Origin of the sequence: Nocardia sp. NPDC050793, from assembly GCF_040654065.1 — a bacterium.
Lineage (GTDB): Bacteria > Actinomycetota > Actinomycetes > Mycobacteriales > Mycobacteriaceae > Nocardia.
In genome coordinates this window covers 971513-997350 of the sequence record NZ_JBFAHG010000002.1, presented here as the reverse complement: position 1 = coordinate 997350, position 25838 = coordinate 971513, and the positions used below count along the sequence as shown (strand labels likewise).

Annotated in this window: 25 protein-coding genes; 11 read left to right on the top strand and 14 right to left on the bottom strand. The window is 67.2% G+C overall.

Annotated features, from left to right (window positions below; translation table 11 throughout):
- Positions 1-173 precede the first annotated feature (173 nt).
- A complete protein-coding gene (locus tag AB0H50_RS10020; protein WP_357449111.1) occupies positions 174-1193 on the bottom strand; it encodes an alpha/beta hydrolase family protein in 1020 nt (339 codons plus the stop codon).
- A 256-nt stretch (positions 1194-1449) separates the two neighbouring features.
- Here AB0H50_RS10020 and AB0H50_RS10015 point away from each other — a divergent pair, with 256 nt between their 5' ends.
- Entirely contained in the window at positions 1450-1710 is a 261-nt protein-coding gene (locus tag AB0H50_RS10015; protein WP_357449109.1) for a hypothetical protein, read from the top strand.
- A 177-nt stretch (positions 1711-1887) separates the two neighbouring features.
- Entirely contained in the window at positions 1888-2265 is a 378-nt protein-coding gene (locus AB0H50_RS10010; protein WP_357449107.1) for a hypothetical protein, read from the top strand.
- Between the two features lie 156 nt (positions 2266-2421).
- Here the strand turns inward: AB0H50_RS10010 and AB0H50_RS10005 are convergent, their stop codons facing one another.
- Complete coding sequence (locus AB0H50_RS10005) at positions 2422-3258, bottom strand: NmrA family NAD(P)-binding protein (protein WP_357449105.1); 837 nt, start codon at positions 3256-3258, stop codon at positions 2422-2424.
- A 190-nt stretch (positions 3259-3448) separates the two neighbouring features.
- Here AB0H50_RS10005 and AB0H50_RS10000 point away from each other — a divergent pair, with 190 nt between their 5' ends.
- A complete protein-coding gene (locus AB0H50_RS10000) occupies positions 3449-4132 on the top strand; it encodes a hypothetical protein (protein ID WP_357449103.1) in 684 nt (227 codons plus the stop codon).
- A gap of 30 nt (positions 4133-4162) precedes the next feature.
- On the opposite strand, the gene AB0H50_RS09995 is transcribed toward AB0H50_RS10000, so the two are convergent.
- The 4 genes from AB0H50_RS09995 to AB0H50_RS09980 all read right to left on the bottom strand — a co-directional run bounded on the left by AB0H50_RS09995 (position 4163) and on the right by AB0H50_RS09980 (position 7545).
- Positions 4163-4630, bottom strand: coding sequence for a GtrA family protein (locus tag AB0H50_RS09995; protein WP_357449101.1), 468 nt, complete (start codon positions 4628-4630; stop codon positions 4163-4165).
- Positions 4627-6849, bottom strand: a complete 2223-nt coding sequence (locus AB0H50_RS09990) for a hypothetical protein (protein ID WP_357449424.1) — start codon at positions 6847-6849, stop codon at positions 4627-4629. Before AB0H50_RS09990 ends, AB0H50_RS09995 begins: the two co-directional genes overlap by 4 nt.
- A gap of 76 nt (positions 6850-6925) precedes the next feature.
- A complete protein-coding gene (locus tag AB0H50_RS09985) occupies positions 6926-7207 on the bottom strand; it encodes an XRE family transcriptional regulator (RefSeq protein ID WP_357449099.1) in 282 nt (93 codons plus the stop codon).
- Positions 7207-7545: a type II toxin-antitoxin system RelE/ParE family toxin gene (locus AB0H50_RS09980; RefSeq protein WP_357449097.1), complete on the bottom strand. Its 339-nt coding sequence runs from the start codon at positions 7543-7545 to the stop codon at positions 7207-7209. The genes AB0H50_RS09985 and AB0H50_RS09980 overlap by 1 nt, the downstream gene beginning before the upstream one ends.
- Before the next feature lie 146 nt (positions 7546-7691).
- Here AB0H50_RS09980 and AB0H50_RS09975 point away from each other — a divergent pair, with 146 nt between their 5' ends.
- The gene (locus AB0H50_RS09975) at positions 7692-8144 is read left to right on the top strand and encodes a hypothetical protein (RefSeq protein WP_357449095.1); all 453 of its coding nucleotides are present in this window, start codon (positions 7692-7694) and stop codon (positions 8142-8144) included.
- A gap of 7 nt (positions 8145-8151) precedes the next feature.
- On the opposite strand, the gene AB0H50_RS09970 is transcribed toward AB0H50_RS09975, so the two are convergent.
- Positions 8152-9618 carry a WS/DGAT domain-containing protein gene (locus AB0H50_RS09970; RefSeq protein ID WP_357449422.1) on the bottom strand — a complete coding sequence of 489 codons (1467 nt, stop codon included), beginning with the start codon at positions 9616-9618 and terminating at the stop codon, positions 8152-8154.
- Between the two features lie 171 nt (positions 9619-9789).
- Here AB0H50_RS09970 and AB0H50_RS09965 point away from each other — a divergent pair, with 171 nt between their 5' ends.
- Positions 9790-11436, top strand: coding sequence for a cytochrome bc complex cytochrome b subunit (locus AB0H50_RS09965; protein WP_357449093.1), 1647 nt, complete (start codon positions 9790-9792; stop codon positions 11434-11436).
- Positions 11437-11518: 82 nt separating this feature from the next.
- Here the strand turns inward: AB0H50_RS09965 and AB0H50_RS09960 are convergent, their stop codons facing one another.
- On the bottom strand, positions 11519-11728 hold the full coding sequence (locus AB0H50_RS09960) for a DUF397 domain-containing protein (protein ID WP_357449091.1): 210 nt from the start codon (positions 11726-11728) through the stop codon (positions 11519-11521).
- 420 nt (positions 11729-12148) lie between these two features.
- On the opposite strand from AB0H50_RS09960, the gene AB0H50_RS09955 reads away from it, so the two are divergent.
- From AB0H50_RS09955 to AB0H50_RS09945, 3 genes are read left to right on the top strand one after another with little or no spacing between them, the layout of a single operon-like run.
- Complete coding sequence (locus AB0H50_RS09955) at positions 12149-12694, top strand: DUF309 domain-containing protein (RefSeq protein ID WP_357449419.1); 546 nt, start codon at positions 12149-12151, stop codon at positions 12692-12694.
- A 52-nt stretch (positions 12695-12746) separates the two neighbouring features.
- On the top strand, positions 12747-13685 hold the full coding sequence (gluQRS, locus tag AB0H50_RS09950) for a tRNA glutamyl-Q(34) synthetase GluQRS (protein ID WP_357449089.1): 939 nt from the start codon (positions 12747-12749) through the stop codon (positions 13683-13685).
- Positions 13686-13730: 45 nt separating this feature from the next.
- On the top strand, positions 13731-14471 hold the full coding sequence (locus AB0H50_RS09945) for an RDD family protein (protein ID WP_357449087.1): 741 nt from the start codon (positions 13731-13733) through the stop codon (positions 14469-14471).
- Between the two features lie 128 nt (positions 14472-14599).
- Here AB0H50_RS09945 and AB0H50_RS09940 read toward each other — a convergent pair whose 3' ends face one another.
- Positions 14600-15133 carry a DUF4190 domain-containing protein gene (locus AB0H50_RS09940; RefSeq protein WP_357449085.1) on the bottom strand — a complete coding sequence of 178 codons (534 nt, stop codon included), beginning with the start codon at positions 15131-15133 and terminating at the stop codon, positions 14600-14602.
- 148 nt (positions 15134-15281) lie between these two features.
- On the opposite strand from AB0H50_RS09940, the gene AB0H50_RS09935 reads away from it, so the two are divergent.
- Entirely contained in the window at positions 15282-16064 is a 783-nt protein-coding gene (locus tag AB0H50_RS09935) for a queuosine precursor transporter (protein ID WP_357449083.1), read from the top strand.
- Positions 16065-16450: 386 nt separating this feature from the next.
- Here the strand turns inward: AB0H50_RS09935 and tgt are convergent, their stop codons facing one another.
- Positions 16451-17704 carry a tRNA guanosine(34) transglycosylase Tgt gene (tgt, locus tag AB0H50_RS09930; protein WP_357449081.1) on the bottom strand — a complete coding sequence of 418 codons (1254 nt, stop codon included), beginning with the start codon at positions 17702-17704 and terminating at the stop codon, positions 16451-16453.
- A gap of 60 nt (positions 17705-17764) precedes the next feature.
- Here tgt and AB0H50_RS09925 point away from each other — a divergent pair, with 60 nt between their 5' ends.
- Positions 17765-18397 (top strand): helix-turn-helix domain-containing protein, encoded by a 633-nt coding sequence (locus tag AB0H50_RS09925; RefSeq protein WP_357449079.1) that lies wholly within the window; start codon positions 17765-17767, stop codon positions 18395-18397.
- A gap of 1 nt (position 18398) precedes the next feature.
- Here AB0H50_RS09925 and AB0H50_RS09920 read toward each other — a convergent pair whose 3' ends face one another.
- The 4 genes from AB0H50_RS09920 to AB0H50_RS09905 all read right to left on the bottom strand — a co-directional run bounded on the left by AB0H50_RS09920 (position 18399) and on the right by AB0H50_RS09905 (position 23206).
- A complete protein-coding gene (locus AB0H50_RS09920; RefSeq protein WP_357449077.1) occupies positions 18399-20318 on the bottom strand; it encodes an ABC transporter ATP-binding protein in 1920 nt (639 codons plus the stop codon).
- Positions 20315-22048 (bottom strand): ABC transporter ATP-binding protein, encoded by a 1734-nt coding sequence (locus AB0H50_RS09915; protein ID WP_357449075.1) that lies wholly within the window; start codon positions 22046-22048, stop codon positions 20315-20317. Before AB0H50_RS09915 ends, AB0H50_RS09920 begins: the two co-directional genes overlap by 4 nt.
- 69 nt (positions 22049-22117) lie before the next feature.
- Positions 22118-22576, bottom strand: coding sequence for an Rrf2 family transcriptional regulator (locus AB0H50_RS09910; RefSeq protein WP_357449073.1), 459 nt, complete (start codon positions 22574-22576; stop codon positions 22118-22120).
- Positions 22577-22612: 36 nt separating this feature from the next.
- A complete protein-coding gene (locus tag AB0H50_RS09905; protein ID WP_357449071.1) occupies positions 22613-23206 on the bottom strand; it encodes a TetR/AcrR family transcriptional regulator in 594 nt (197 codons plus the stop codon).
- 202 nt (positions 23207-23408) lie between these two features.
- On the opposite strand from AB0H50_RS09905, the gene AB0H50_RS09900 reads away from it, so the two are divergent.
- Positions 23409-25706 (top strand): MMPL family transporter, encoded by a 2298-nt coding sequence (locus AB0H50_RS09900; RefSeq protein WP_357449069.1) that lies wholly within the window; start codon positions 23409-23411, stop codon positions 25704-25706.
- Positions 25707-25838: the final 132 nt, after the last annotated feature.

Genomic DNA, 25838 nt, shown 5'->3' with positions numbered 1-25838 from the left:
GCTCCGGCGAGCACCGACGGCGCGGTCGCACGCCGCCGGTGCCGGATTCCGCGCTGACACCGGAGCCTCTGCAAAACAACGCGGGCGGATCGGTACCGAATTCGTACCGATCCGCCCGCGCGGTAACTACTCAGTGGTCCACTCGATCCGCAGGAATCCGTCCCGCGCGGGTATCAGCCGTTCAGGCCCATGCCCTGGGCGAGCAGCGGCCACGAGTTGTGCAGCGCCTCTTCCCAATACGGCCAGTAGTGGGTGCCGACCGGGTTGAACTGGTAGGTCGCCGGGATGTTCAGCGAGTCGAGCCGGTTCTTCAGGTTGGCGGTGCAACCGTTGACGGCCGCTTCGATGATCACACCGAGACTCAGATTGACCGCGCCCATGGGGCCGGGCGCGGTGCTCAGGTAGTACTGGACGTCCTCCATCACCGGGATGCCGCTGCCGCTGGAGACGTAGAGCAGCGTGCCGCGCAGCTTCTCCGCGTTGATGACCGGGTCGTTCGCGGCCCACAGCGGGCTGTCGGCGGGACCGTACATGTTGACGGTGTTGCCGCCTCCCCAGGTCTCGGTGGCCAACTTGACGAACTGCTGACCCATCGGGTCGGCGATCTGCGCGCAGCCACTGTAAGCGGCGACCGTCTTCCACAGCCCCGGCTTGGCCTCGGCCAGCTGCAACACCGACGTGCCCGAGGTCGACAGGCCGGCCAACGCGTTGAGGCCGGTCGAGTTCAACGTCTCGTCGAGCAGCGGAGGCAGCTCCTCGGTGAAGAAGGTCTTCCACTTGTTCAGCCCGAGGACCGGGTCCCGCTGCTGCCAATCGGTGTAGTAGCTGCCGCGACCACCGATCGGCTGGATGACGTTGACCGGCTTGTCGGCCAGCCATTCAAGCGCGTGCGTTGCGGCCCTCCAGCTGGCGGTTCCTTCGCCGGCGTCCAGGCCGTTGAGCATGTAGAGGTTCGGCGCGGGCGTCGACTCGTCGGCCGGACGCTGCACGTCGACCTTGATTTCGGTGTCCATCGACGCCGAGTACACCTTCAGGTGCCAGGTACGCCCCTCCTTGACGATGGACGTCACGGCCGAGGGCTTCTGCGGCTCGGCCGAAGCGGCGCCACCGGCCACCGCCACCGACAACGCGGCGGTGAGCGCGAGGGCCGCGGTGCGCAGAGCGGCCACGCTGCGTAGTGCGGAAAGCTTCATCGAACAGTCGGCTCCATTCCACGGGCCATCATCGGCCACATTGTCGTCGAAGTAGTTTCCCCCAGCGGTCGATCACCCGCGACACGTGGGCGCGCCGTAGTTCCGGCCCGGGACCGGGTCACTCGGCATTCATAGGGCATCGATCACTCTCTTACTGCATTCGGACAGGCCCCGGGGCCCATCTCCCCCGAACTATGTCTCCCGCCGAGCCAAAACCGTTACTCGACAGTGTCATTCGGAGGCGCCATTTGCCGTCGTGTTCACCACCGTGTTGCTGCTCGAAAAGCCGCTCTCGGCTACCGACGTCGCTTTCCTGACCGGTCGCCATGACGACGACATGTCGTATCGCGCTGAATACACCCCCGAGGCCGCGACAAATTTGCCGCGGGCGGTCGATGACGTCGCGTTCGGCGGACTGATCCGTCGAAACATCCGACGAAGCCGCGGACGACCAACCCCACCGGTGTTGAAGCTCTGTGCCCACAGCGACGCGCAAGAGGCCGACGAGGGTTCCTGAGTGGGCCCGAACAATTTGCCCGCATAGCGAGGCGGAACCCCCGAAATTCGGGTGCCCGCATACTGGTGGCAACCGATAGTGCGCGCCTAGGATCTAGGAAGTCGGGGAATGTCCAACCAACCGACCGATCGGCGGGTTGTCCAGGCCGCATGCCGGGCTCGCCGGAAGAGGCTAGAGATGAACACCAACAAGATCCGTGTGGTGGGCAGGGCGCGCCTAATCCTGGGGGTAGCGGTAGTGGGGGCCGCGATGACAGTTCCGATGGTGACGGCGGCTCCCGCGACGGCCGTGCCCGCGTCATCGCCCGGCGTCGTGCAGACCGGCTTCCCGCCGTGTGAACGCGGTTTCATGTGCAATGTCGATCGCGACTACGACCGGTGCGACCGCGGCAACGACAACTGGTGGGGCGGCGGTTACGGCGGCGGTGGATACGGCGGCTACGGCGGCGGCGGTTACGGCTGGAGCGATCGCGGCTACGACCGGTGCCGCGGGGACCAGGGTTGGGGTGGTGGATCGAACAACTTCTTCCCCTTCGGCTTGTTCGGTAGCAGCTGACCGAGCCTGTCGCACGGAACGTGCGTAGCAACCACCCGGCCGTGTGACCCGCGCTCAGGGTCATCCGGCATCGGTGGATGCAACGTGCCCGCACGGCGCCGCTGGATGGCGCCGTGCGGACACGGAACTTCGTCGTGAGATATCAGCGCACCGGCTTCAGCGCACGTTGCCCGCAGGTGCGGGACTTCGAAAGCGCTCCGCGTGTTCGGCGGCCCATTCCGCGAAGGTCCTTGCCGGGCGGCCGAGTACACGGGGAACGGTGTCGTCGACGATCGCCGATTCCTTGGGTGGCGTGGCGTACCAGCCGATGACGTAATCGGCGTCGGCCTGGGAGACGCCGGTGGCTATCAGTCGCTCCACGGCCTGCGCGTGGGTGATCCGGTCGAAGGCGATGTCGCGGCCGACCGCATCGGACAGGATCGCGAGCCGTTCGTGCAGGGTCAGCGGCTGCGGGCCGGTGAGGTTGTACACGCGACCGGCGTGGCCGTCTTCGACCAGCGCCGCGGCGGCCACCGCGCCGATGTCGGCCTCGTGCACCACGGCGCTCGGGTGGTCGTAGGGTTCTCGCACCACGCCCTCGGCGCGGATCGAGTCGGTCCAGGTCAGTGTGTTGGACATGAATTCCTGCGGCTCGAGCCGCGTCCACTCCACGCCGGAGTCGGCCACGGCCTGTTCGACCGGGCCGACACCACCGCCCCAGACGACCGTGATGCGCCGGACGCCCGCGTCGACGGCCCGGCGGACCAGTTCGGGACCGACCTCGGCCAGTCCGGCCGTCACGGTGATGTGCAGGCGGGTGACGCCGTCGAGCGCCTCGGCCAAAGTCTCGGGTGCGGTGTGGGTGCCCGCGGCCAGTTCCACTCCGGGCGGGAGCTTCGCGGCCGCCGCGGAGGGGTTTCGGGTAAGTGCCCGCACGCGCTCGCCTCGACGCACCAGCTCCGCCACGACGTGGCGGCCGGTGTTGCCGGTCGCGCCTGTTACCAGTGTTGTCACGGTGTTCCTTTCCACCGCGCCGACGCTAAGAGCTCGACCTAACTCGAGGTCAAGTCCCCGAATTCTGGTGGCCCACCCTCCAGGCCCCGTGCCCGCGCCGACCTCGGCTGAACCCTGGGCTTTCCGACATCCGCGCGCATTGTCGGCGAGGCCGACACCGGGAACGCGGCAGGGCTGCGATGATTCCGGGGTGACTCAGTGGCTCCCCCTCTTCAGTTCCCTGGTCGTCGCCTTCGTCGTACTGGTCGGCGTCCTCATCACCAACCGCACGAACCGCAGGGCGATCGACGCCGCCCACGAGCGCGGCAGCATCGCGCTGGAGGCCGCGCAGCGGAACGTGGAGGCGGTCAACGCGGCGGCCGAGGAGCGGAGCAGGTCCGCACTGGAAGCCGCGCAACGGAATACCGAAGCCGCCGAACAGCGCGAGCACGAGAAGTGGCGTCGCGAATCGGTGCTGGCGGCCGTCACCGCGCTGCTGGAGACCTCGGCCACCGTCCGGCAGCAACTGTCCAGTCAGGATTTCACCTACCTCGGCGAGATCGACCGCTTCGGCCTCGATCTGCACGAAAGCATCGGGCAGTGCGCCGGATCGGTCACCCGGCTGCGCATCCTGTCGAGCCCGCGCATCCCGAACCGCTGTGAAGATCTGCTGCGCACGCTGACCGCGGCCGCGAACATCACCGTGCAGAAGCTGACCCTCACCCTGGACGGGGATGCGACCGTGGACGACCTCGACGACATCAGGACGTTGTGGCACAAGGCCATTGCCAGCACCGTCGAACAGGAACTCTCGGTCATCAAAGCCGCACGAGCCGAACTCGGCTTGGAGCCCCTTCCCGCACCGGAGCGCGTCCCCGCGCCGTCCGTGGCGTAGCCCGAGCACGAAAGGCCTGGCACAGAACCGCTATTGTCCGGCGGCTCCGACCAGACCGGGCTCGGCGGGCTTGCGGCGGAACGAGATGTGCCGGTGACCGAAGAAACTGGCGACGGCGACCAGGCCCATCACTCCGATCGCCGCGGGAATGCTCGGCAGGTGCAGCAGCGAGACGGCCGCTTGGAGCAGCACCATGTTCATCAGCAGGCCGCCGGAGTTGACCGCGACGAAGGCGAAGAAATCGCGCACGACGCGTCCGCGCACCCGGAAGACCAGGGTGCGGTGCAGCACGAACGCGACGACGATGCTGATGCTGTACGCCGCGGGAGGCGCGAGCGCGGCCGAGACACGGCCGTCGAAGATCGCCAGCCACATCACCGTCAGTGCGATACCGAGTCCGGTGTTCACGATGCCGACCATGGCGAACGCGATCTCCTGCCGCCGCACGATGCGCAGCAGCGGCCCGGGATCCAGTTCGGCCTGGTCGACGGTGTTCATCGGACGGCCAGCTCGGCCTCGACGGCGTCGTCCGCCTGCGAAAGTCCGGCGGGCTCGTCTTTCCCGCGGCGGCGGTACAGCCAGTGCAGAACGCCGACGCCGAGCAGTCCGATCAGGGCGCTCGCGCCGCCGATCGGCCAGCCGGGCGGTTGCCAGGCGAGCTTCAGTTCGGCGTTCCTGGTGCCGGGCGGAATATCAACGGCGACAAAGGTTTTCGCGACGGCATCGGTCGGTATCTCGCGGCCGTCGAGGGTGACACGGTAGCCCGGCCAGTTCAACCGCGCGAACACCACGCGGCCACCCGTTTCCGAGCTCACCCGCACCCGGCTGGTGGTGTCCGATTCGGCGATGGACTCGGCGGTCACGCCGTTCGCGGTGGCAACACGGCCGTTGACGGTGGAGAGCAGGCCGTTCTCCCGCTCCAGCACGGAGATGTACTTCTCGTGGCCGGGATAGTCGACCCACTTCCAGCCCTGCGGGGCGGGCTGGTTGCGCGCGTCCGGGTACAGGGCGGTGTGCAGCAAGACCCGGTCCACCTTCATCAGATCGACGACGGTCTTGCCGGTGGTCGGCTCGACGGCGAAGGCCCTGCGGAAGGCGTCGGGGCAGACGCTGGTGTCCCAGCGCATACAGAGCATCTCGCCGAACTGAAAGTGGCCGTTCGGTGTGTATCCGCTGACGTAGGTCAGCTCGAGATCCTTGGCGTAGTTGCCGAAGACGAGGGATCCGTACGCGCCGTCCAAGGTGCGTTCGGCGGGCGGGATGAGTGCGCGGTCGCCCAGCTGCAGCGTGGTGCCGGGGAAATCCGGGAAGGCGGCCTTCATCTGCGAGCGGTGTTCCGGCAGATTCCAGCCGAGTGGCGTCGGCTGGGCCGACCACACCTGCAGATACGCGATCGGGAAGATCGAGACGACCATCAGCGCGCACGCCGCCGCCGCGCCACGGCCGCGCGCCAGCCACACCGCCGCCGCACCGAGCGCCGCCACCGCGAGGGCCGAGACGGCATGCCACACCACTTCCTGCGGCGCCGCCGACACCGAACGCAGCCACAACAGGCCGATCAGCCCGGCCGCGATCAATCCGCGCCGCCGCCAATCGGCGAAGGTGGCGAAACGACCGAGCAGCACACCGAACAGCACCAGCATGCCGAGCGCCACCATCGGCAGCACGCGCGCGGGCCAGCGCAGCGGACCGATGGCGCCGGGACCCGCGGTCCACATCAGCATGACCGCCGTGAAAAGCGCGGGCGCGGTCAGTTCGCGCGCCGAATCCAGCGCCTTGCGCCAGTCGACGAACGCCAGCGCCGGGATGACGAACCAGGCCACGTAGACCACCGGCATCGGCTGCACGTAACCCCACCACGTGGTGAACGCGGGCAAGGTGCTGGGCAGGCTGGCGTTCAACGACTCCGACCACGGCACGGTCAGCAGCTGGTCGTTGTTGATCTGTGCGGTACCTCGCCAGGTGACCTTGGCCGAGAGCATGCTCGGCAGGTACGTCGCGAGTCCGGCCAGCGCCGCGCAAGCCGAGACCACGAGCAGCCGCAGCGACGGTTGCCACTTGCGCTGGTGGACGAGTTCGCCGACGGCCACCGCGACGATCATGATCCCGGCCTCGACGGCGGGGAAGATGTACTGCACCGAGATGGCCAGATAAAGGAAGACGAAGGTCGGGATCGGCCCGGAGCGCCCGCGCGCGTAGCGCACACCCGACGCCCACGCGTGCGCCAGCCAAGCGGTGCCGGTGAACGCGGTCATCCAGCTGGCCTCGTCGAAGAACAGCAGCCAGCCGCTGAACGGGATGGCGACGCCGGCCACGGCCGCCCACGGCGCCCGCGACCCGTAGGCAAGACAGATCCGGTAGACGCCGAGTCCGAGCACGATCGCGAAGATCAGCTTGACCACGGTGGCGTACAGCGCGAGGTTGTCCACCGAGGGCGCGATCAGATCGATCAGCAGCTGCGGCGGATTCAGCAGGCCCGCCTCTTCGATGGTGTAGTTGCCCGCCATCCAGTGCTCGGGAACCAGGATCGGCAGATCACCGTCGCGCAGCCGCCTGCCCATCATCACCCACAGCGGGGCGTACTGGGACTCGGTGTCGTCGGTATAGAAATGCCGGACGTTGGCCAGTAGAACCGCGACATACCCCGCGACCACGCCGAGCGCGGTGATGATGCCCCATTTGTACACCTCGCGCGGAGCGAGAGTTCCACTGTCCACCACGAGTCCCAGACCCTACAGGCAACCGCCCGCCACCGAACGGAAGCCGATCGATGACGGCACCCGAGTGGGCCGATCACGCGGCTGGTTTCACCGTCATCTCGACGTGCATGCCCGCCGCGGTCACCATGTTGACGAGCGAGTCCAGGCTGAACAGATGGACCTTGCCGCGCATGAGATCGGAGACCCGGGGTTGGGTCACGCCCAGCCGCTCGGCCGCCGCAAGCTGCGTCCAGCCCTGGGCGGTGATCCGTTCGGTCAGCTCGATCATCAGGCGCGACCGCAGTCGCATGTTCTCCGCCTCCTGTGGGGTGTCCTCGATCGCGTCCCACACGCTGTCGAACGACTCGTCCGCCATCAGCGCTCTCCCTTCTCGAACTCCGCCACGACCTGCCTGAGCCGCTTGGCCGCCAGATTCAGATCCGCCGCCGGGATCTGCTGGGTCTTCTTCTGGAAACAATGCAGGACGTAGATGCGCTCGGCGAGCTTCGCGACATAGATGACACGAAACGCGCCGTTGTGGTCCCGAACCCGGATCTCACGGACGCCAAGCCCAACGGCCGAGACTGGTTTCCAGTCGGTCGGGTCGAGACCACGTTGAACCCGGTCGAGTTGGTAACCGCATTCTCTGCGCGCGGCGAGCGGGAACTCGCGGAGGTCGTCGAGCGCGGTGGCAACGAACCTGATCGGCTTCACGCAGGCAATATACAAATTTTTGTATGTCAGCGTACCCCGTTCGATGGATTCGGGAAACCGCTGCGCAGAAGACGCATATCGGAGGAACTGACGTGGGGGCGGGCCTAGACTCGGACTCTGCAGTCTTCGGTGGTGAGCGAGGCGAGATGCGTACTCGGTTCGAGTTCGACCTGCATACCGTTGCGGCGCCGGAGCAGGTCGTCGAGTTGTTCACCGATTTCTCCGCGGAGCGGCCGCGGCGGTGGCCCGCGCTGTCGGCGCGGCGGTATCGGGCGCTCGAGGTGGGTGAGCACACGGCGGACGTGGTGGAAGGGCAGGACTTTCCGCCGATTTCGGCGCGCTGGCGCTACGACTGGTCGACGCCAGGGACGGTGCGGATGCGCGTGGTCGACAGCGATTATCTGGCGCCGGGCGGTTTCCACGAGGTGACGATCCAGCCGGCCGAGGACGGCGGCAGCGATGTGCACGGGGTGTGGGACAACACCGCGGTGCATCCGTCGACACAGGCCACCTTGGCGATGATGCGGCTGGCGGGGCGGCGGTTCTTCATCGGCTACTACACGCGAGTTTTCGATGGACTGGCCGCGGAGAACGACTGAGCGCGGTTCAGCGCTCGGTATCCGCCGCGAGCGTCGCCGCCACCGCACGCAGCGCGGCACGGAGCAGGTTCGCGTACTCGTCCACATCCGGGACGACCGCGGCGTCGGCGTGGATGGAAACCGTGACCGTGTCGCCGAGTCCGTGCACACCGTGGGTGAGATGCATGACCGCGCCGAGGGCGGGGAACCCGCCGGTGCAGCGGACGGGTCCACCGCCGAAGGACAGGTCGGCGGGGCCGCGGTACACGCTGGAGACGACGGTGTGGCCAGCGATGGAATCGGGCACCGCGTCGATGGGATAGCGGTCGACGTCGCGGCGCAGGATCGGCGCGGGGGTGACGGCGGTGACGCGGTCCTGGGCGGACAGCAGCGGATGCCGCGCGCGCAGGCGACGATCGGCGAGAGTGGCGGCGATCCGGTCGGCCCGCGCTCGCAGATCCGGTTCGTCGACGAAAAGGTCTATGCCGAGACTGCGATAGTTGTTGTGCACCAACCCATTACTTTGCTCCGTTAATGCCATCGGCACCTGAGCTCCGAGCCGGTCCACCGGTTCGCCATGCGCTGCAACATATTCGGCCAGCGCCACCGACACCGCCGTCAGCACGACGACGGTGACCGTCCGGCCGGGAACGCGAAGCTCCTCGGCGGAACACACGATCATCCGCGCACGATGCTCGATGATCCCCCGGGGTCCAACCTTGTTCACCGCGCTCGGCGCGAACCCGGGTACCGGGGGCGGCACCTCTCCAGCCTCCGTCAGCCGGGACAGCTCGGCCTGCGCGCGGAACGCGCCATACCCGCGCACCGCCGTGCGAGCGACCCCGGCGGGCAGCAGAACGGCGCCGGACACCGCCGCCGCGAGTCCCGAACGCCACAGTCGCGCAACCATCCGGCCAACGGTGTCGAGTGCCGGGTGCGCACCGCCGCTATCGGATGTCACATCGACCGCCTGGGCTCTGCCGACGCGGAACCCGCTCTGCCCATCCGAACCCGCATCGCCCGCGCCGACACCCCCTTCGGAGAACAACTCCCGAGCGATCGCCGCGGCCCGCTTCCCATCCGCCAGCGCGTGCGACATCTGAAGCACCACCACGGTGGCGAGCTCGGCGTCCGATGCCCGCATGGGCGCACCCGCGACACCGCGGAAGACGTGCAACCGCCACGGATGGATCCTGGCGTCGACGCCGGTGGCGAGCAGGTCGCCGAGCGCCGTTTGCACCGCAGCCCAATCCGGCGACCGGTGTTCGACGAACTGATCGGCGCTGAATTCGCCCGGCACCCAGGACGGGTAGGCGAGGTCGGCGGGCGTCTCGCGGAGCCGGACCCGCAGGTCGGGAATCCGGGCGCTGCGGGCGGCCACGGTGGTGCGTAGCGCGTCGGTCGGCACGCCCGCATCGGCGAAGCTGTAGAGCAGGAACAGATCGTTGCGGGTGCGCGCCGACAGCCAGAACATGGTCGCGTCCTGCGGTGCCATCGAACTCACGCACCGACGATATGGCACGAACGAGGCGGTCTCCCGGGCAGTGCCGTGGACCTTTGATGATCTTGATCAACAGGGACTTCCGAAAACTATCGATTCCGCGCCGAGATATTGCTACCGTCTGTAGTAGACCCATTCCACACACGCAGAAGCGGAGTGTCGGCCATGGCGAACGAGCTTGCGCGAACAATTGGCGAACAGGCTGATGCGGCGGATCAGCGGTATCGCGCTGCGGCGTTCATGAAGCGGTCGATCAACAAGGTCTTCCCGACCCATTGGTCGTTCCTGCTCGGTGAGATCGCCCTCTACAGCTTCATCATCCTGCTGCTGTCTGGCGTGTATCTGACGTTGTTCTTCGACCCGTCGATGGCGCATGTCGTCTACGACGGCTCCTATCAGCCATTGCGCGGCGTCACGATGTCGCGGGCCTACGAGACCGCGTTGAACATCTCCTTCGAGGTGCGCGGCGGTCTGTTCGTGCGGCAGGTCCACCACTGGGCGGCCCTGCTGTTCGCGGCGTCGATCATCGTGCACCTGTTCCGGATCTTCTTCACCGGCGCGTTCCGCAAGCCGCGTGAGGCGAACTGGATACTCGGATCGCTGCTGCTGATCCTGGCGATGTTCGAGGGCTTCTTCGGATACTCGCTGCCCGATGACCTGCTCTCCGGCACCGGTCTGCGGGCCGCGTTCTCCGGCATCACCATCTCTATCCCAGTGATCGGCACCTGGATGCACTGGCTGATGTTCGGCGGCGACTTCCCCGGCGACATCATCATCCCGCGCCTCTACGTCACCCACGTGCTGCTCTTCCCCGGGATCATGCTCGCCCTGATCGCCGCGCACATCGCGCTGGTCTGGTACCAGAAGCACACCCAGTTCCCAGGCCCGGGTCGTACCGAGAACAACGTGGTTGGCGCGCGCATTGTGCCGGTGTTCGCCGCGGATCAGGGCGCGTTCTTCGCGTTCACCCTGGGCATCGTCGGCATCATGGGCGGTCTATTGCAGATCAATCCGATCTGGAACCTCGGCCCCTACAACCCGTCCCAGGTCTCGGCGGGTTCGCAGCCGGACTTCTACATGATGTGGACCGACGGCATGGCGCGCCTGATGCCGCCGTGGGAGCTCTACATCGGCAACTACACGGTCCCCGCCGTGTTCTGGGTCGCGGTGACCATGGGCTTGGTGTTCACGCTGCTGATCGCTTATCCCTGGATCGAGAAGCGCCTCACCAAGGACTACGAGGCATACCACAATCTGCTACAACGTCCGCGCGACGTACCGGTGCGCACCGCGATCGGCGCCATGGCCATCACGTTCTACGTGGTGCTCACGCTCTCCTGCGTCAACGACATCATCGCCTACAAGTTCGACATCTCGTTGAACGCGACGACCTGGATCGGCCGCATCGGCCTCCTGCTCGGGCCGCCGATCGCGTACTTCGTCGCCTATCGCCTGTGCGTCGCGCTGCAACGTAGCGACCGCGCGGTACTCGACCACGGCATCGAGACCGGCGTGGTCAGGCGTCTGCCGCATGGCGAGTACATCGAGGTGCACCAACCGCTCGGCCCGGTCGACGAGCACGGTCACCCGCTCCCGCTGGAGTACCAGGGCGCGGCGGTGCCGAAGAAGATGAACCGGCTGGGTTCGGCGGGCAAGCCGGGCACGGGCAGTTTCCTGCGCGCCGATCCGGTGGCCGAGTCCAACCGCAATCGCGCCATCGAGCACGAGGAAGAGCACCGGCAGCTGGCGGTGTTGCGGCGCTACCAGGACCGCATCACGGGAAACGGCAACGGCCACAACGAAACCGAATAGCCGGCGATCGAATTCGGATGCGCGAAGGCCCCGAGTCTGTCTCGACCCGGGGCCCGTGCTGACAGCTCGTCGGACCTGAAATTCAGGCCCCGTCGAACTCCCCCGCCGATACTCCACTCAGGAATGCGTCCCACTCGCCCGGGGTGAACGCCAGGATCGGGCCGCTGCCTTTGTCCTTGGTATCGCGAACCGCGACATTGCCGCCGCCGAGAAATGCCACTTCCACGCAGTTCCCGTCGGCGCCGCTGTATGAGCTCTTACGCCACACAGCCCCCGTCAAATCAACTTCCACGGCACTAGCTCCTTTGCTGCGTCGAGAACGAGAATATTTCCAATTGAGATCGTTCTAACTAGCTCCGACACCCGGCGAGAACGCCGAATGCCGTGGTGCGCCTGCTGATAGCGCGCAACTTTCTCGGTGCGCGGTATCGCACTGATAGTTCCCGGTGAATGCACCCCCGGGTTACTCCTGCGGGCTAAACCCTAGCAGGTTCCACGAAGAATTTGCCGGTCTCTTGCCGGTCGAACCAGCCCATTTGCCAAGCTTGCGAAGACGATAAGTTGCGGAGACATTGCCAGTCTCCGGCTTTCCCTCGAATACTACGGAGGGTAAACATATGCGCCGACGTGATTGGTCCGTGATCCGTCAATGAAAGCCGCCGATCGCGGACCTCGCGCATCCGGCCTGGACACGGCGTGGATCATGGATCTTATGGTCGAACGCCCACGCGACGAGGCAGGTCGCGCCCGCAACCCCCGCCCGCGAGACCGATTCGGCCGCCCGCTACCGGTGGGTAGCGCGGGTGTGCCGCGAATTCCGGACGATCTGAATCTCCCACCCCAGCAAACACTTACCCTCGCCCAGCAACTCCTGGACGACGGTCTGGCATTCAACGCACACGAGGTTTTGGAGGCCGCGTGGAAGAACGGGCCGTTCGCCGAGAGGATGCTGTGGCAGGGACTGGCGCAATACGCGGTCGGTCTGACACACATACAGCGCGGTAATCCGAAGGGAGCGCGGACCCTGCTGACTCGGGCGGTGGGCCGGCTCAGGGCCTACGAACCAGGCGATAGCCGCAATTCGGACAACGATAGTCATGGCGACAGGACGGACGACTCGATGGAACTCGGGAACCGAGCATTGCCCTACGACATCGACGGCGCCGGCCTGATCGCGCGCGCCGAAATTCTGCTCGCCGCGCTGGACACCGGCACCGCGATCACCGAGGACGATCTCAAGCCGCGGCTGCGCGTCTGACCGGGACACGCGTTCGACCGGGACAACAGCGTCGCCGCCTACCATGGCAGTCGTGCCGCCCGCCCACGCCGACCAGCTCGCCCGAGGCGCGGGCCGCTATGCGCCGAGCCCCTCGGGCGACCTGCATCTGGGCAACCTGCGCACGGCCCTGCTGGCCTGGCTGTTCGCGCGATCGACCGGGCGGCGGTTCGTGCTGCGGATCGACGACCTCGATCGGGTGCGTCCCGGCGCCGCGGAGCGCCAGCTCGCCGACCTCGACGCCATCGGCCTGGACTGGGACGGCCCGGTGGTCCGCCAGTCCGAGCGCCTGCCGCACTACGACGCCGCCATCGAGCAGCTCACCGCCGCCGGCCTGACCTACGAGTGCTATTGCACCCGAAGGGAAATCCAGCAGGCCGCGACCGCGCCGCACGGACCGATGGGCGCCTATCCCGGTATCTGCCGCACCCTGAGCGCCGAGGCCCGCGCGCGACGCCGCGCCGAGGGCAGACCCGCCGCGCTGCGTCTGCGCGCCGTGGCCGCCGACTTCGAGATCACCGATGAACTGCACGGCCGCTACCGCGGACCGATCGACGACGTGGTGCTGCGCCGCGGCGACGGCACGCCCGCCTACAACCTCACGGTGGTGGTCGACGACGCCGAACAGGGCATCGACCAAGTGGTGCGCGGCGACGACCTGCTGCCTTCCACCCCGCGCCAGGCCTATCTGGCGAGCTTGCTCGGATTGCCCAGCCCCCACTACGCCCACGTGCCGCTGGTGCTCAACGAGAACGGCCAGCGATTGGCCAAGCGCGACGGCGCGGTGACCCTCGCCGACCGGCTCGCCCTAGGCAACACGCCCGAACAGGTGGTGGCCATGCTCGCCGACTCGCTCGGCTATACCGCGAGCACGCCGTCGCAGCTCCTGGAACATTTCGATCCGGCGCGAATGCCCAAGGAACCCTGGATCATGACCGCAGACGGGTTGTTGCAACCCAGCGGGTGTCCGTAACGTACGGAACGACCACTGATCAACCGATCACCACGAGGACAGAGCATGACGAGCGGTGGGTACGACCCCAACCAGAATCCCCAGGGCGGGCAGCCGTACGGCCAGCCGTACCCGCAAGGCCAGCAGCAGTACGGGCAACAGCCGCAGTACGGCCAGCAGCCGCAATACGGCCAGGACCCCTACGGCCAGCAGCAGCAGCAGCCGCAGTACGGCCAGCAGCCCCAGTACGGCCAGGACCCTTACGGCCAGCAGCAGCCGCAGTACGGCCAGCAGCCGCAGTACAACCAGGATCCTTACGGCCAGCCGCAGTACGCGCAGCAGCAGGGTTACGGGGCCGGTGGTTTCGGCGGCGCGCAGCCCGGTGAACTGCTGCCGCGCTTCGCCGCGCGCTTGATCGACGGCGTCATCGCGGGTATCCCGGCGGGCATCATCGTCGCCTTCCTGGGGGCGGCGCTCGGCGGCGGCTTCGTCGCCAGCATCATCACCACCGCGCTGTCCGGCATCTTGATCACGGGCTACTTCGTGGGCATGGAGTCCACGCAGGGCGCGACGCTCGGCAAGAAGATCCTCGGCCTGCGAGTGGTCGCGCCCGGCGGCGCGGCCAAGATCGACCCGATGACCTCGCTCAAGCGCAACGTCTTCCTGGCGGCGAGCGCGGTCTACTGCCTGGGCAGTCTGGTCTCGCTCGGTCTGGCGATCTACATCGCCGTCACCATCGAGCAGGACCCGAACAAGCAGGGTTGGCACGACAAGTTCGCCGGCGGCACTCAGGTCGTCAAGGGCTGATCCGACCCCGGCAGATACTCAGGGGCGCTCCCGGCAACGGGAGCGCCCCTGAGGCGTTTTCAGAGCGAGTCGTTTTCAGAGCGAGTCGTTTTCGGCGCGAGACGTTTTCGCGTGGATCGCCGTGCGACTCACGCCCCCGCCACAACGCCGATGATATTGAGCACCCAATACAGGATGCCGAGCACGATGCCGCCCACGCCGACCCACACGCCCGCCTGAGCCATGCCCTTGCCCTCGTAGTTGCCTGACTGCTTCATCTGGTTCAGTGCGACGACGCCGAGCACCAGGCCGATGATGCTGGGCAGCAGGAAGCAGCAGGAGGCGACACCGGCGATGGAGACGATCATCGCGGCGATCGCCAGACCGTTCGAGCCCTGGCTCGGTGGCGCGCCGTACGGCTGGTAGCCCTGGGGATAGCCGTAGTTCGGCTGCTGCGGATAGGGCGCGGGACCCGACTGGTACGACCCGGCGGCGGGCTGCTGATAGTTCGGGTACTGCGGCTGCGACGGCGGTGGCTGCTGCGGGTACTGCGGGGCGGAAGGGTACCCGGTCGGTTCGGAGGCCGGATACTGCGGAACCGAGCCCTGGGCGCCCGAGTCCGGCGACACGCCTTGGCCGCCGTACTGCTTCCACCACTCGTCGGAATCGCCGGGATTCGTCATGAGTACAGCGTAATGGGCGCAGGCGGACTGGGTCCCGCTTCAGTTGCGCGGGGACCGGCGCACAGACAGGCAGCGCCGACCGCGAAAGCGGGACGACAGCGGCCAACTGGTGACGAGAGGCCAACGCGGACGGGTCCGAGCTGGGAGGATGAGGCCCGTGAGTGATGTGCACAAAACCGAAGAACACGACGGATCTGGACACCCCGCGCCGGACCACGCGGCATTCGCCCAGGTCGCGCGGGGGTACTACACACCGATCGTCGCGCTGTTCACCGCGACGCTGATCATCTCGAATATCTGCGCCACCAAGGGCGTCGAATTCTTCGGCGACGAATCGGTGACGCTCGGACCGTTCCAGGTCCTGCCGATCGTCACCGACGGCGCGTTCTTCCTCTTCCCCTTGGCCTATGTCCTCGGCGATGTGCTGAGCGAGGTGTACGGCTTCCGCGCCACCCGGCGCGCCATCTACTACGGCTTCGGCGCTTTGCTGCTGACCGTGCTGTGCTTCGCCGTCGCGCTCCGCCTGCCCGCCGCGGGCTTCTACGAGAACCAGGAGGCGCTGCGCAGCGTCATCGGCCCGGTGCCGCGGCTCGTGATCGCCGGTCTCGCCGGATATCTCGTCGGCCAGTTGCTGAATTCCGCGACACTCGTGCTGATCAAGGAGCGCACCAAGGAGAAGCACCTGTGGGCCAGGCTGATCGGCTCCACGGTGGTCGGCGAATTCGCCGACACCCTGATCTTCTGTTCGATCGCCGCGGGGGCCATCGGCATCGAAACCTGGCAGCAGTTCGTGAATTACGTGATCGTCGGCTTCCTGTGGAAGACGCTCGTCGAGATACTCGTGATGCCGATCACCTACCGGGTCATCGCGCTGCTGAAGAAGCACGAACCCAGTTACGCACCACGCTCGGTCGACCCGCTGCACGCGTAGGACGCTGCCGGGCGATCCGTCGCCGACCTCCGCACACGCCCGCAGCGATGGCGGAGGTACGCCTCAGGGTGCGGCCCGACGCGGTCCGTCCTCGGCAGCACCGGAGGTGGTACGCGTCGGGAGCGCTGCCGGACGCAGTCCGCCCTCGACTCCGCGCGCGGCAGGAGCGAATGCGGAGGTATGGCCTGATGCGCCTATCCCGGCGCGCACGCTGCGGTCCAGCGCGCGCACGCTCGGGCTAGGGCGGGGCCGGTCCAGCGCGCAACTCGGACGGAGGCCGGTCCAGCCCGAGCTGCGCTGGGACGAGGCCGGTCCAGTGCGTACGCCCGGCTGGGGCGTGGGCCCAGGGTGGGACGTGCACGCCGAGCTGGCGCGTGCGCCCGGAACTAAGGCGTGCGGATGCGCCCCTGCCAGCGGCCGAGTGCTTCGGTTTTGAACTCGTCGAAGCGGCCGTCTTCGATGCTGGCGCGGATGCGGTCGACCAAGCGAACGGTGAAGCGCTCGTTGTGAATCGTGCACAGCGTTGCGGCCAGCATCTCCTTGGCCTTGAAGAGATGGTGCAGGTAAGCGCGGGTGTAGTGCGCGCAGGTGTAGCAGTCGCAGTTCTCGTCGATCGGGGTGAAGTCGCGGCGGAACCGGCTGGTGTTGATGTTGAAACGCCCCTCGTCGACATAGATGGCGGCGTTGCGGGCCACCCGCGACGGATTGACGCAGTCGAAGGTGTCCGCGCCGTTCTCCACCGCGACGAAGACGTCCTCCGGCTCGCTGATGCCGAGCATGTGCCGCGGCTTGTCCTGCGGCAGTTCGTCGCAGCACCAGCCGACAATGGCGCCGAGGTTGTGCTTCTCCAGCGCGCCGCCGATGCCGTAACCGTCGAAACCCGTTCCGCCCGCGCCGCGGATCCCCTCCAGTTCGCGACATGCCTTGCGGCGCAGGTCTTCGTACTGCGCGCCCTGGATGACGGCGAACAGCGCCTGATAGGGGCGGTGCGTGCGCGCGGCCGTCAGCCGCTCGTGCTCGTCGATGCAGCGCTGCGCCCACTCGTGCGTGCGCTGCAGCGACTTCTCTTGATAGGCACGGGTGTTCAGCAACGTGGTGAGCTCGTCGAAGGCGAACATGATGTCCGCGCCGAGCTGGTGCTGGATGCCCATCGAGACTTCCGGGGTGAACCGGTGCTTGGAGCCGTCCAGGTGGGAGCGGAACGTGACGCCGTCGTCGTCGACGGTGGCCAGGCGCTCCTTGCCCGCGGCGATCACGTCGTCGCTGCGCACGTCGACGGACTCCATCGCCAGCACCTTCTTGAACCCGACGCCGAGCGACATCACCTGGAAGCCGCCGCTGTCGGTGAAGGTGGGCCCCCGCCAGTTCATGAACGCGCCGAGCCCGCCCGCCTCGTCCACGATGTCGGCGCCCGGTTGCAGGTAGAGGTGGTAGGCGTTGGCCAGCAGCGCCTGCGCGCCCAGTTCGCTCATCGTCTCCGGTAGCACCGCCTTGACCGTCGCCTTCGTGCCGACGGGGATGAACGCGGGCGTCGCGATCGCGCCGTGCGGCGTCTGGATGACGCCCGTGCGACCGTGCCGCCCATCCAGCCGGGCGCCGACGGTGAACGAGAACGATTCCGGATCTGACACGCCTCTCATCCTCGCAGGCGGCCCTGTGCGTTCCGCGCCTGACCGACTCGCCGGACATAAACTCCAGCCATGAGCGCCGTCAAGGGGACGAACAAGCGGGCCGTCAAGGCGCAGGAGACGAGGCGGCGAATCCTGGCCGCCGCGGGCGAGCTGTTCGTCGAACAGGGCTACGGCGCGAGCAACCTGCAGGAGATCGCCGCGCGGGCGGGTGTGGCCGTACAGACCATCTACTTCGTGTTCGGCAACAAGCGCACCCTGCTCAAGGAACTGGTCGACGTCACGATCGCGGGCGACGACGAACCGGTGGCGACCATGGAACGGGACTGGTTCCGCGCCGCGCTGTCCGCCGAAACCGCGCCGGAGCACCTGCGCGCGCACATCAGCGGCACCCGGCCGGTGCTCGAGCGCATCGCGCCGATCCACAAGGTGATCGAGACGGCCGCGGCCACCGACCCGGAGGTCGCGGCGATGTGGCCCGCCGACCCGGCCGATCCGCGCTACACCGTGCAGCTGCGCACCGCCACCGCCCTGATGGCCAAACCCGGTGCGCGCCAGGATGTCTCGGCAGAGGAGGCGGCCGATCTGCTGTACGGCCTGCTCAGCACCGAACTGTTCCTGCTGCTGGTCCGCACCAGGGGCTGGTCGGCGCAGCGCTGGGAGGACTGGGTCTACCGAACCCTGCTCCCCCAGCTCTGCACCTGAATCATGCCTCGGCCGCGGCCGCCGCGAACTGGGCGCTGTACAACCGGTAGTACGCCCCGCGCTCTTCGAGCAGTTGCTCGTGCGTGCCGTGCTCGACGATCCGGCCCGCCTCCATGACGACGATCAGATCCGCGTCGCGGATGGTCGAAAGCCGGTGCGCGATGACGAAACTCGTCCTGTCCTTGCGCAGCGCCGCGGTGGCGTGCTGGACGAGCAGTTCGGTGCGGGTGTCCACCGAGCTGGTCGCCTCGTCCAGGACCAGGATCGATGGCTTGGCCAGGAACGCGCGGGCGATGGTGATCAGCTGCTTCTCACCCGCGCTGACGCCGGCGCCCTCCTCATCGATGATGGTGTCGTAGCCGTCGGGCAGCGCGTGCACGAAGCGGTCGACGTAGGCGGCGCGGGCCGCGGCGAGGATCTCCGCTTCGCTCGCGTTCGGATTGCCGTAGGCGATGTTCTCGCGGATGGTGCCGCGGAACAGCCAGGTGTCCTGCAGCACCATGCCGATTCGCGAGCGTAGGTGGTCGCGGGTGATCTCGGTGATGTCGACGTCGTCGATGGTGATGGTGCCCGCGTCGAGCTCGTAGAAGCGCATGAGCAGGTTCACCAGTGTGGTCTTGCCCGCGCCGGTCGGGCCGACGATCGCCACCACGTGTCCTGGCTCGGCGACCAGCGCGAGCCGCTCGATGACCGGCTTCTCCGGTTCGTACCGGAACGAGACGGCCTCGAACTCGACCCGCCCGCGATCCACCGGTCGCGCGTTCTCCATGACCGGGTCCGGACTCTGTTCCTCGGCGTCGAGGATCTCGAAGATCCGCTCGGCCGAGGCCACGCCGGACTGCAGCAGGTTCGCCATCGCGCCGATCTGGGTCAGCGGCTGACTGAACTGCCTCGAGTACTGGATGAACGCCTGTACCTCGCCGAGCGAGATGTGCCCTGTCGCCACCCGCAGACCGCCGACCAGCGCGACCAGCACGAAGTTCACGTTCCCGAGGAACATGATCGAGGGCATGATCAGGCCCGAGATGAACTGCGCCTTGAAGCTGGATTCGTAGAGCGCCTGGTTGCGCTCATCGAATTCCCGGCCCACCTCGCGGCTGCGGCCGAACGCGGTGACCACCTCGTGGCCGGTGTAGGCCTCCTCGACCTGCGCGTTGACCAGACCGGTGTACTTCCACTGGTCGACGAAGTGCGGCTTGGATCGCTTGGCGATCTGCGCGGTGACGATGATCGCGCCGGGCACGGTGAGCAGCGCGATGAGCGCCAGCAGCGGCGAGATCCAGAACATCATGATCAGGATGCCGATCACCGAGAACACCGACATCAGCAGCTGGCTCATGGTCTGCTGCAGGCTCTGCGAGACGTTGTCGACGTCGTTGGTGACCCGGCTCAGCACGTCGCCGCGCGGCTGAGAGTCGAAGTAGCGCAACGGCAGCCGGTGAATCTTGTCCTCGACCTCGCTGCGCAGCCGCTTCACCGTCCTGTTGATGACGATGTTGAGCAGATAACCCTGCAGCCAGCCGAACACCGAGGCGCCGATATAGAGCGCGAGCACGACCAGCAGCACCCGGCCCACCGCGCCGAAATCCACCCCGACGCCGGGGACGACGTTCATGGCGTTGAGCATGTCGGCCAGGGTGTCGTTGCCGCCCTCCCGCAGCCGCTCGACGGCCTGCTCCTTGGACAGACCGCGCATCGCCTCGAGGTTCCTGCCGACGACGCCGTCGAAGACCAGGTTGGTCGCCTTGCCGAGCAGGTACGGGCCGAGGGTGTTGAGCACCACCGAGACGATCGCGAGGCCGACGATGCACCAGACGTAGAACCGTTCGGGAGCCAGCCTGCGCAGCAACCGCTTCAGCGACGGCCCGAACGATTTCGCTTTCGCGTCCGGCGATCCGGGATTGGGAGCTCCTGGCCTCATCGCGCCTCCTCCACACTCAGCTGAGACGCCACGATCTCCTGGTACTCGGGACAGTCGCGCAGCAATTGTTCATGGGTGCCGATGCCGGCCATCACGCCGTCTTCGAGCACCACGATCTGGTCGGCGTCGCGGATGGTGGCGATGCGCTGCGCCACGATGATCACCGAGGCGTTCCTGGTTTCCGGCTTCAGCGCCTCGCGCAGCCTGGCGTCGGTGGCGACATCGAGCGCGGAGAACGAATCGTCGAAAAGGTAGACGCGCGGCTTGCGCACCAGCGCACGCGCGATGGCCAGACGCTGGCGCTGGCCGCCGGAGACCGTGGTGCCGCCCTGGGCAACCGGCGTCTCCAGACCCTGCGACATCTCCCGCACGAAGTCGGCGGCCTGCGCGATCTCCAGGCAGCGCCAGAGCTCTTCGTCGGTGGCGTCGGGATTGCCGTAGCGCAGGTTGCTCGCCACCGTGCCGGAGAACAGGTACGCCTTCTGCGGCACCAGCCCGATCTGTTCGCGCAGCACTTCGAGGTCGAGGTGGCGGACGTCGGTGCCGCCCAGGTAGACCGCGCCGTCGGTCACGTCGATGAGCCGCGGGATCAGGTTGAGCAGCGTGGTCTTACCGGAACCGGTGGCACCGACGATTGCCGTCGTGGTGCCCGGCTCCACCTGGAACCGGATCGCGCGCAGCACCGGCTTCTCCGCGCCGGGGAACGCGAACTCGCAGAACTGCAGGTCGACGGAGGACGGGTCGCCCTTGAACGGCTGCGGCAGGTGCGGGGGCCGCACCGAGGACTCGGTGGCGAGGACCTCGCCGATCCGGTCGGCCGACACCGCGGCGCGCGGCGCCATCATGGCGAGGAACGACGCCATCATGACCGCCATCAGGATCTGCATGACGTAGGACAGCATCGCGGTGAGCGAGCCGATCTGCATCTCACCGGAGTCGATCAGGTGCCCGCCGAACCAGATCACCGCCACCGCTGTGACGTTGCTGATCAGCATGACCAGCGGGAACATCAGCGCCATCAGCCTGCCGACGCGCAACGACGTCTCGGTGAGCTCGGTGTTGGCCAGGCCGAACCGCCAGGTCTCCTGCCGCTCCCTGACGAACGCCCGCACCACCCTGATGCCGGTGATCTGCTCGCGCAGCACCCGGTTGACCCCATCGATGCGCTCCTGCATGTCGCGGAAGCCCGGCACCATCCTGGCCACGATGAATCCCATCGACAGCGCGAGCGCCGGCACCGCGATCAGCAGCAGCCAGGACAGGCCGAGGTCTTCGCGCAGCGCCATGACGATGCCGCCGACGCACATGATCGGCGCCATCACCAGGATGGTCGCCGACATCACGATGAGCAGCTGCACTTGCTGAATGTCGTTGGTGTTGCGGGTGATCAGCGAGGGCGCGCCGAACATGCCGACCTCGCGGGCGGAGAACGTGCCGACCCGGTGCACCAGCGCACCGCGCAGATCCCGGCCGGCGCCCATGGCGGCCTGCGCGCCGAGATACACCGAGAACGAGGACGCGACGATCTGCACGCCGGTGACCGCGAGCATCCACAGCCCGGTGGTCCAGATGTAGCCGATATCGCCCTTGGTGACGCCGTCGTCGATCAGATCGGCGTTCAAACTCGGCAGGTAGAGCATCGCGATGACCGAAACCAGCTGGAGCGCAACGACCCCCGCCAGTTGTGCGCGGTAGGGGGACAGATGGGTCCTGAGCAGTCTGATCAACATGATGCTTGGCAGGCTACCGGCAATCGGTGACAGCGGTCGTGGAGTTTTCTCCCGGCGGAAATCCCCAGCTCAGCGCCGCGCCCAGGCGCCGGGGTCACCGGTGAGCGCCTCCACGAACTCGGGCAAACCGTCGGCGACGATGTCGCCGACGGTCACGTTCTCCAGCACCGAGCGGATGTTCACGCGCAGTGCGATCCACACCCGCTGCAGTGGTTCGGCCGCGCCCGAATACTTCACGTCCTCCGGCCGCTGCCCGCGGACCGAGGCGAGCGGGCCCTCGATCGCGCGAATCACATCGGCGACGGAGATCTCGGACGCGGGCCTGGCCAGCGAGTAACCGCCGTCGGGACCGCGCCTGCTGACGACCAGCTCGGCGCGTCGCAGCTCCCCCAGCACGGTCTCCAGCACCTTCGGCGGAATCCGCTGCACGGTCGCGATGGAGTCGGCCTTGATCTTGGCCTCCGGTGTGGCCATGGCGATTTCCAGCAGGGTCCGCACCGCGTAATCGACCTTCGCGGTGATGTGCACGGCTACTCCCAGGCGTGTTCGACGACGCGCTCGAATCTACGCGGTGCCGCAGGCGGTCAACACGCAGGTGGCCGAGTCGAGCAGCGTGGATTCCAGCAGCGAGTCGTCCGCGCCCGGGACCAGCTCCGTCGAAATCAGCGCCACCCCGAGCACCTCGAGCGCGGCGCACGCCCGCAACCGCGATTCGTCTGTCGGATCCGGGCCCGCCAGCCACTCGCGCAGCACCTGGTTGGAATCCCTCAGGTCCGGGTAGCGGTCGGCCATCGCGTTGACGATGGCCACCGCGTCGCGCACGCACAGCGCGCCCGCGTCACGGTGCCGGATCAGCCCGCGCAGGTAGCCGCGTAGCACCGCGCGCACACCTTCGGCGTCGTGCGGGACCGCGTCGATGTCCTCCACGACCGAGCGCAGATGGTCGATGATCGGGTCGATGATCGCTAATAGCAGATCGAGCTTCGAGGGGTAGTGATAGTAGAGAGAAGCCTTTGTGATTCCCACCGCATCCGCGACCTCACGAAGGCTCGTCTGCTCGAATCCCTTGGCGCCGAACAGCTTCACCGCGGCGTCGCGAATCGCGATTTTAGTGCCGCTACCTGCGAGAACGCTGTCGGGTGCGTCCGGTCCGGCCATTGGATGATCCTCTCATCAATCCTGTGCATGGCTAAGGTTGCCACCGAAAATAGAGGTTGAACCTCCACTTACTCGCTCGGTAGTCTACCTACCGCACGGTAGGCAGAAGCGTATATGGAGGCGGGGACGGCAGGGAGCCCCGCGAGAGTGTTGTCTGCTCGCCACGATCCAGCACACCCAGTCATCGCTAGGAGTACCCCTCGTGTCCGTATACCTCTATAGATTCGGAAAGTTCGCTTTCCGCCGGAAATGGATAGTGCTTCCGGTCTGGCTTGTCCTATTCGTGCTGCTCGGTGGTCTCGGCGCTCAGCTCAGCAAGCCGATGAGCAACGACTTCAGCATGCCCGAGCTGCCCTCGGCCCGGGCCAACGACATTCTCGACAAGCACTTCCCCGGCGCGTCCGAGGCGTTCAAGTTCGACGCCGTCACCGGAACCTATGTCATCGGCGCCCCCGAAGGGCAGAAGCTGACCGATCCCGCGAACCGTGCGGCGGTCGAGGCGTTCATCGCCAAGCTCGGCCAGCTCGACATCGTCGAGCACGAGAAGCCGATCGCCAACCCGATCGACGCCGCCGAGGAGATGGGCTGCCTCGCCAACCCCGATCCCTCGCAGTGCAGCGGCGCACCGCTCAACGTGCTGAGCAAGGACGCCCCCAACTCCGTCGCGGTCATCAGCGTGCCGTTCAGCATCGCGAAGTTCACCGACGTCACCGAAGAGAACCGCAAGGCGGCCTACGACGTGGGGGCCGACGCCAGGAACTCCGGGCTCGAAGTCGAGGTGAGCGGTTCCATCGCCCAGACGCAGGAGCAGCCGAGCGGTACCGCCGAGCTGATCGGTATGGGCGTCGCGCTGGTCGTGATGATCGTGGCCTTCGGCGCCATCGTGGCCGCCTTCGTGCCGATCGTCACCGCGATCGTCGGCCTCGGCGCGGCCACCTCCGTCATTCTGTTGGGCACCTCGATCATCGAGGTTCCGAGCTTCACCACATTCCTCGCCTCGATGATCGGCATCGCGCTCTCGATCGACTACGCGCTGTTCATCGTGTCCAGGTACAAACACGAACTCGCCGTGCAGGATTCGCCGGAAGAGGCGGCGGGCACCGCGCTCGGCACCGCCGGTTCCGCGGTGGTGTTCGCCGGTCTCACCGTGATCATCGCCCTGGCCGGGCTCAGCATCGTGGGCGTCGAGTTCCTCACCTTCATGGGTCTCGGCGGCGCGATCGCGGCGGGCTTCGCGGTCATCACCGCGACCACGCTGATGCCCGCGCTGCTCGGCGCGTTCGGCCGGTTCCTGTTCAAGCCCAAGCTGCCGCTGGTCGCCAAGCACGACCCGGAGAACGACGCCGTCGTCACCAACGGCATGCGCTTCGGCCGCTTGATCGGCAAGGCGCCCTGGGTCGCGCTGATCCTGTCCGTCGTCGCGCTCGGCGCGCTCGCCGCCCCCGCGACCGGACTGAACCTCGGCCTGCCCGGCGAGGACAGCATGCCCAAGACCTCCACCGTGCGTAAGGCCTACGAACTGCGCACCGAAGGCTTCGGCGAAGGCAGCAACGGCGTGCTCAACGTCGCCGTCGACCTGAGCAACGTCGCACCGGAGAAGCGCGACGAGGCGGTCAACGCCGTGCGCGAGCGGCTCGCCTCGTACGACAACATGGACTACGTCACCGAACCGCAGTTCAGCGGCGAGGACAAGGCGGGCGCGCTGCTCGACGGCGTGCCGAAGTCGGGCCCGAACAACCAGGACACCAAGGACCTGGTGCGCGACGCCCGCGAAGCCGAGGCGGAACTGAAGGCGCAGTACGGAATCGAATACGGCATCACCGGCACCACCGCCATCTACGCCGACGTCGACCACGTGCTGCTCAGCAAGATCGCTCCGTACCTGGCCATCGTGGCAGGCGCAGCGTTCATCCTGCTGATCCTGGTGTTCCGCTCGATCCTGGTGCCGCTGACCGCGGCGCTCGGCTTCTTGCTCTCCATGGCGGCGACCTTCGGCGCGACCGTGCTGATCTTCCAGGAGGGCAGGCTCGGCCTGATCGACGATCCGCAGCCGATCGTCAGCTTCATGCCGATCATGCTCATCGGTCTTGTGTTCGGTCTCGCCATGGACTACCAGGTGTTCCTGGTGACCCGCATGCGCGAGGAATACGTGCACGGCAAGTCGCCCAAGGACGCGGTGGTCGCCGGCTACCACCACGGCGCCCGCGTGGTGACCTCGGCCGCGATCATCATGATCTCGGTGTTCGCCTCCTTCATCCTGGAATCGGATGTCACGGCGAAGTCCTTCGGTTTCGCGCTGGCGGCGGGCGTGCTGTTCGACGCCTTCATCGTCCGCATGGTGCTGATCCCGGCGCTGCTGGTGATCATGGGCAAGTGGTCCTGGTGGATGCCGAAGTGGCTGGACCGGATCGTGCCCGACATCGACGTCGAGGGCACCAAGCTGCGTGATCTGCAGCGGAAGTCCGTCGAGCTGAAGAAGGAACCGGTCCCCGTGAGCTGATCGGATTCCGCCGACCGTCGGGGGCGCGCCCCGCCGCGGGGGGGCGGGGGCCGGCGTGGCGCCCGGGGGGTGAAGCTTGGGCCGAACGACACCCACTAGCGGAGGGGAGCAATTATTTCCGCTATTCCCCCC

What these genes read in the sequence shown, in the direction of transcription:
- AB0H50_RS09925 (WP_357449079.1), top strand. Translation starts at nt 17,765, where the DNA reads ATGAGCGCCGTCAAGGGGACGAACAAGCGGGCCGTCAAGGCGCAGGAG.
- AB0H50_RS09985 (WP_357449099.1), bottom strand. Translation starts at nt 7,207, where the DNA reads ATGGCGGACGAGTCGTTCGACAGCGTGTGGGACGCGATCGAGGACACC.
- AB0H50_RS09955 (WP_357449419.1), top strand. Translation starts at nt 12,149, where the DNA reads ATGGTCGAACGCCCACGCGACGAGGCAGGTCGCGCCCGCAACCCCCGC.
- AB0H50_RS09945 (WP_357449087.1), top strand. Translation starts at nt 13,731, where the DNA reads ATGACGAGCGGTGGGTACGACCCCAACCAGAATCCCCAGGGCGGGCAG.
- AB0H50_RS09935 (WP_357449083.1), top strand. Translation starts at nt 15,282, where the DNA reads ATGAGGCCCGTGAGTGATGTGCACAAAACCGAAGAACACGACGGATCT.
- AB0H50_RS09920 (WP_357449077.1), bottom strand. Translation starts at nt 20,318, where the DNA reads ATGAGGCCAGGAGCTCCCAATCCCGGATCGCCGGACGCGAAAGCGAAA.
- AB0H50_RS09970 (WP_357449422.1), bottom strand. Translation starts at nt 9,618, where the DNA reads ATGGCACCGCAGGACGCGACCATGTTCTGGCTGTCGGCGCGCACCCGC.
- AB0H50_RS10020 (WP_357449111.1), bottom strand. Translation starts at nt 1,193, where the DNA reads ATGAAGCTTTCCGCACTACGCAGCGTGGCCGCTCTGCGCACCGCGGCC.
- AB0H50_RS09940 (WP_357449085.1), bottom strand. Translation starts at nt 15,133, where the DNA reads ATGACGAATCCCGGCGATTCCGACGAGTGGTGGAAGCAGTACGGCGGC.
- AB0H50_RS09995 (WP_357449101.1), bottom strand. Translation starts at nt 4,630, where the DNA reads ATGAACACCGTCGACCAGGCCGAACTGGATCCCGGGCCGCTGCTGCGC.
- AB0H50_RS09905 (WP_357449071.1), bottom strand. Translation starts at nt 23,206, where the DNA reads ATGGCCGGACCGGACGCACCCGACAGCGTTCTCGCAGGTAGCGGCACT.
- AB0H50_RS09915 (WP_357449075.1), bottom strand. Translation starts at nt 22,048, where the DNA reads ATGTTGATCAGACTGCTCAGGACCCATCTGTCCCCCTACCGCGCACAA.
- AB0H50_RS09975 (WP_357449095.1), top strand. Translation starts at nt 7,692, where the DNA reads ATGCGTACTCGGTTCGAGTTCGACCTGCATACCGTTGCGGCGCCGGAG.
- AB0H50_RS09965 (WP_357449093.1), top strand. Translation starts at nt 9,790, where the DNA reads ATGGCGAACGAGCTTGCGCGAACAATTGGCGAACAGGCTGATGCGGCG.
- tgt (WP_357449081.1), bottom strand. Translation starts at nt 17,704, where the DNA reads ATGAGAGGCGTGTCAGATCCGGAATCGTTCTCGTTCACCGTCGGCGCC.
- AB0H50_RS10010 (WP_357449107.1), top strand. Translation starts at nt 1,888, where the DNA reads ATGAACACCAACAAGATCCGTGTGGTGGGCAGGGCGCGCCTAATCCTG.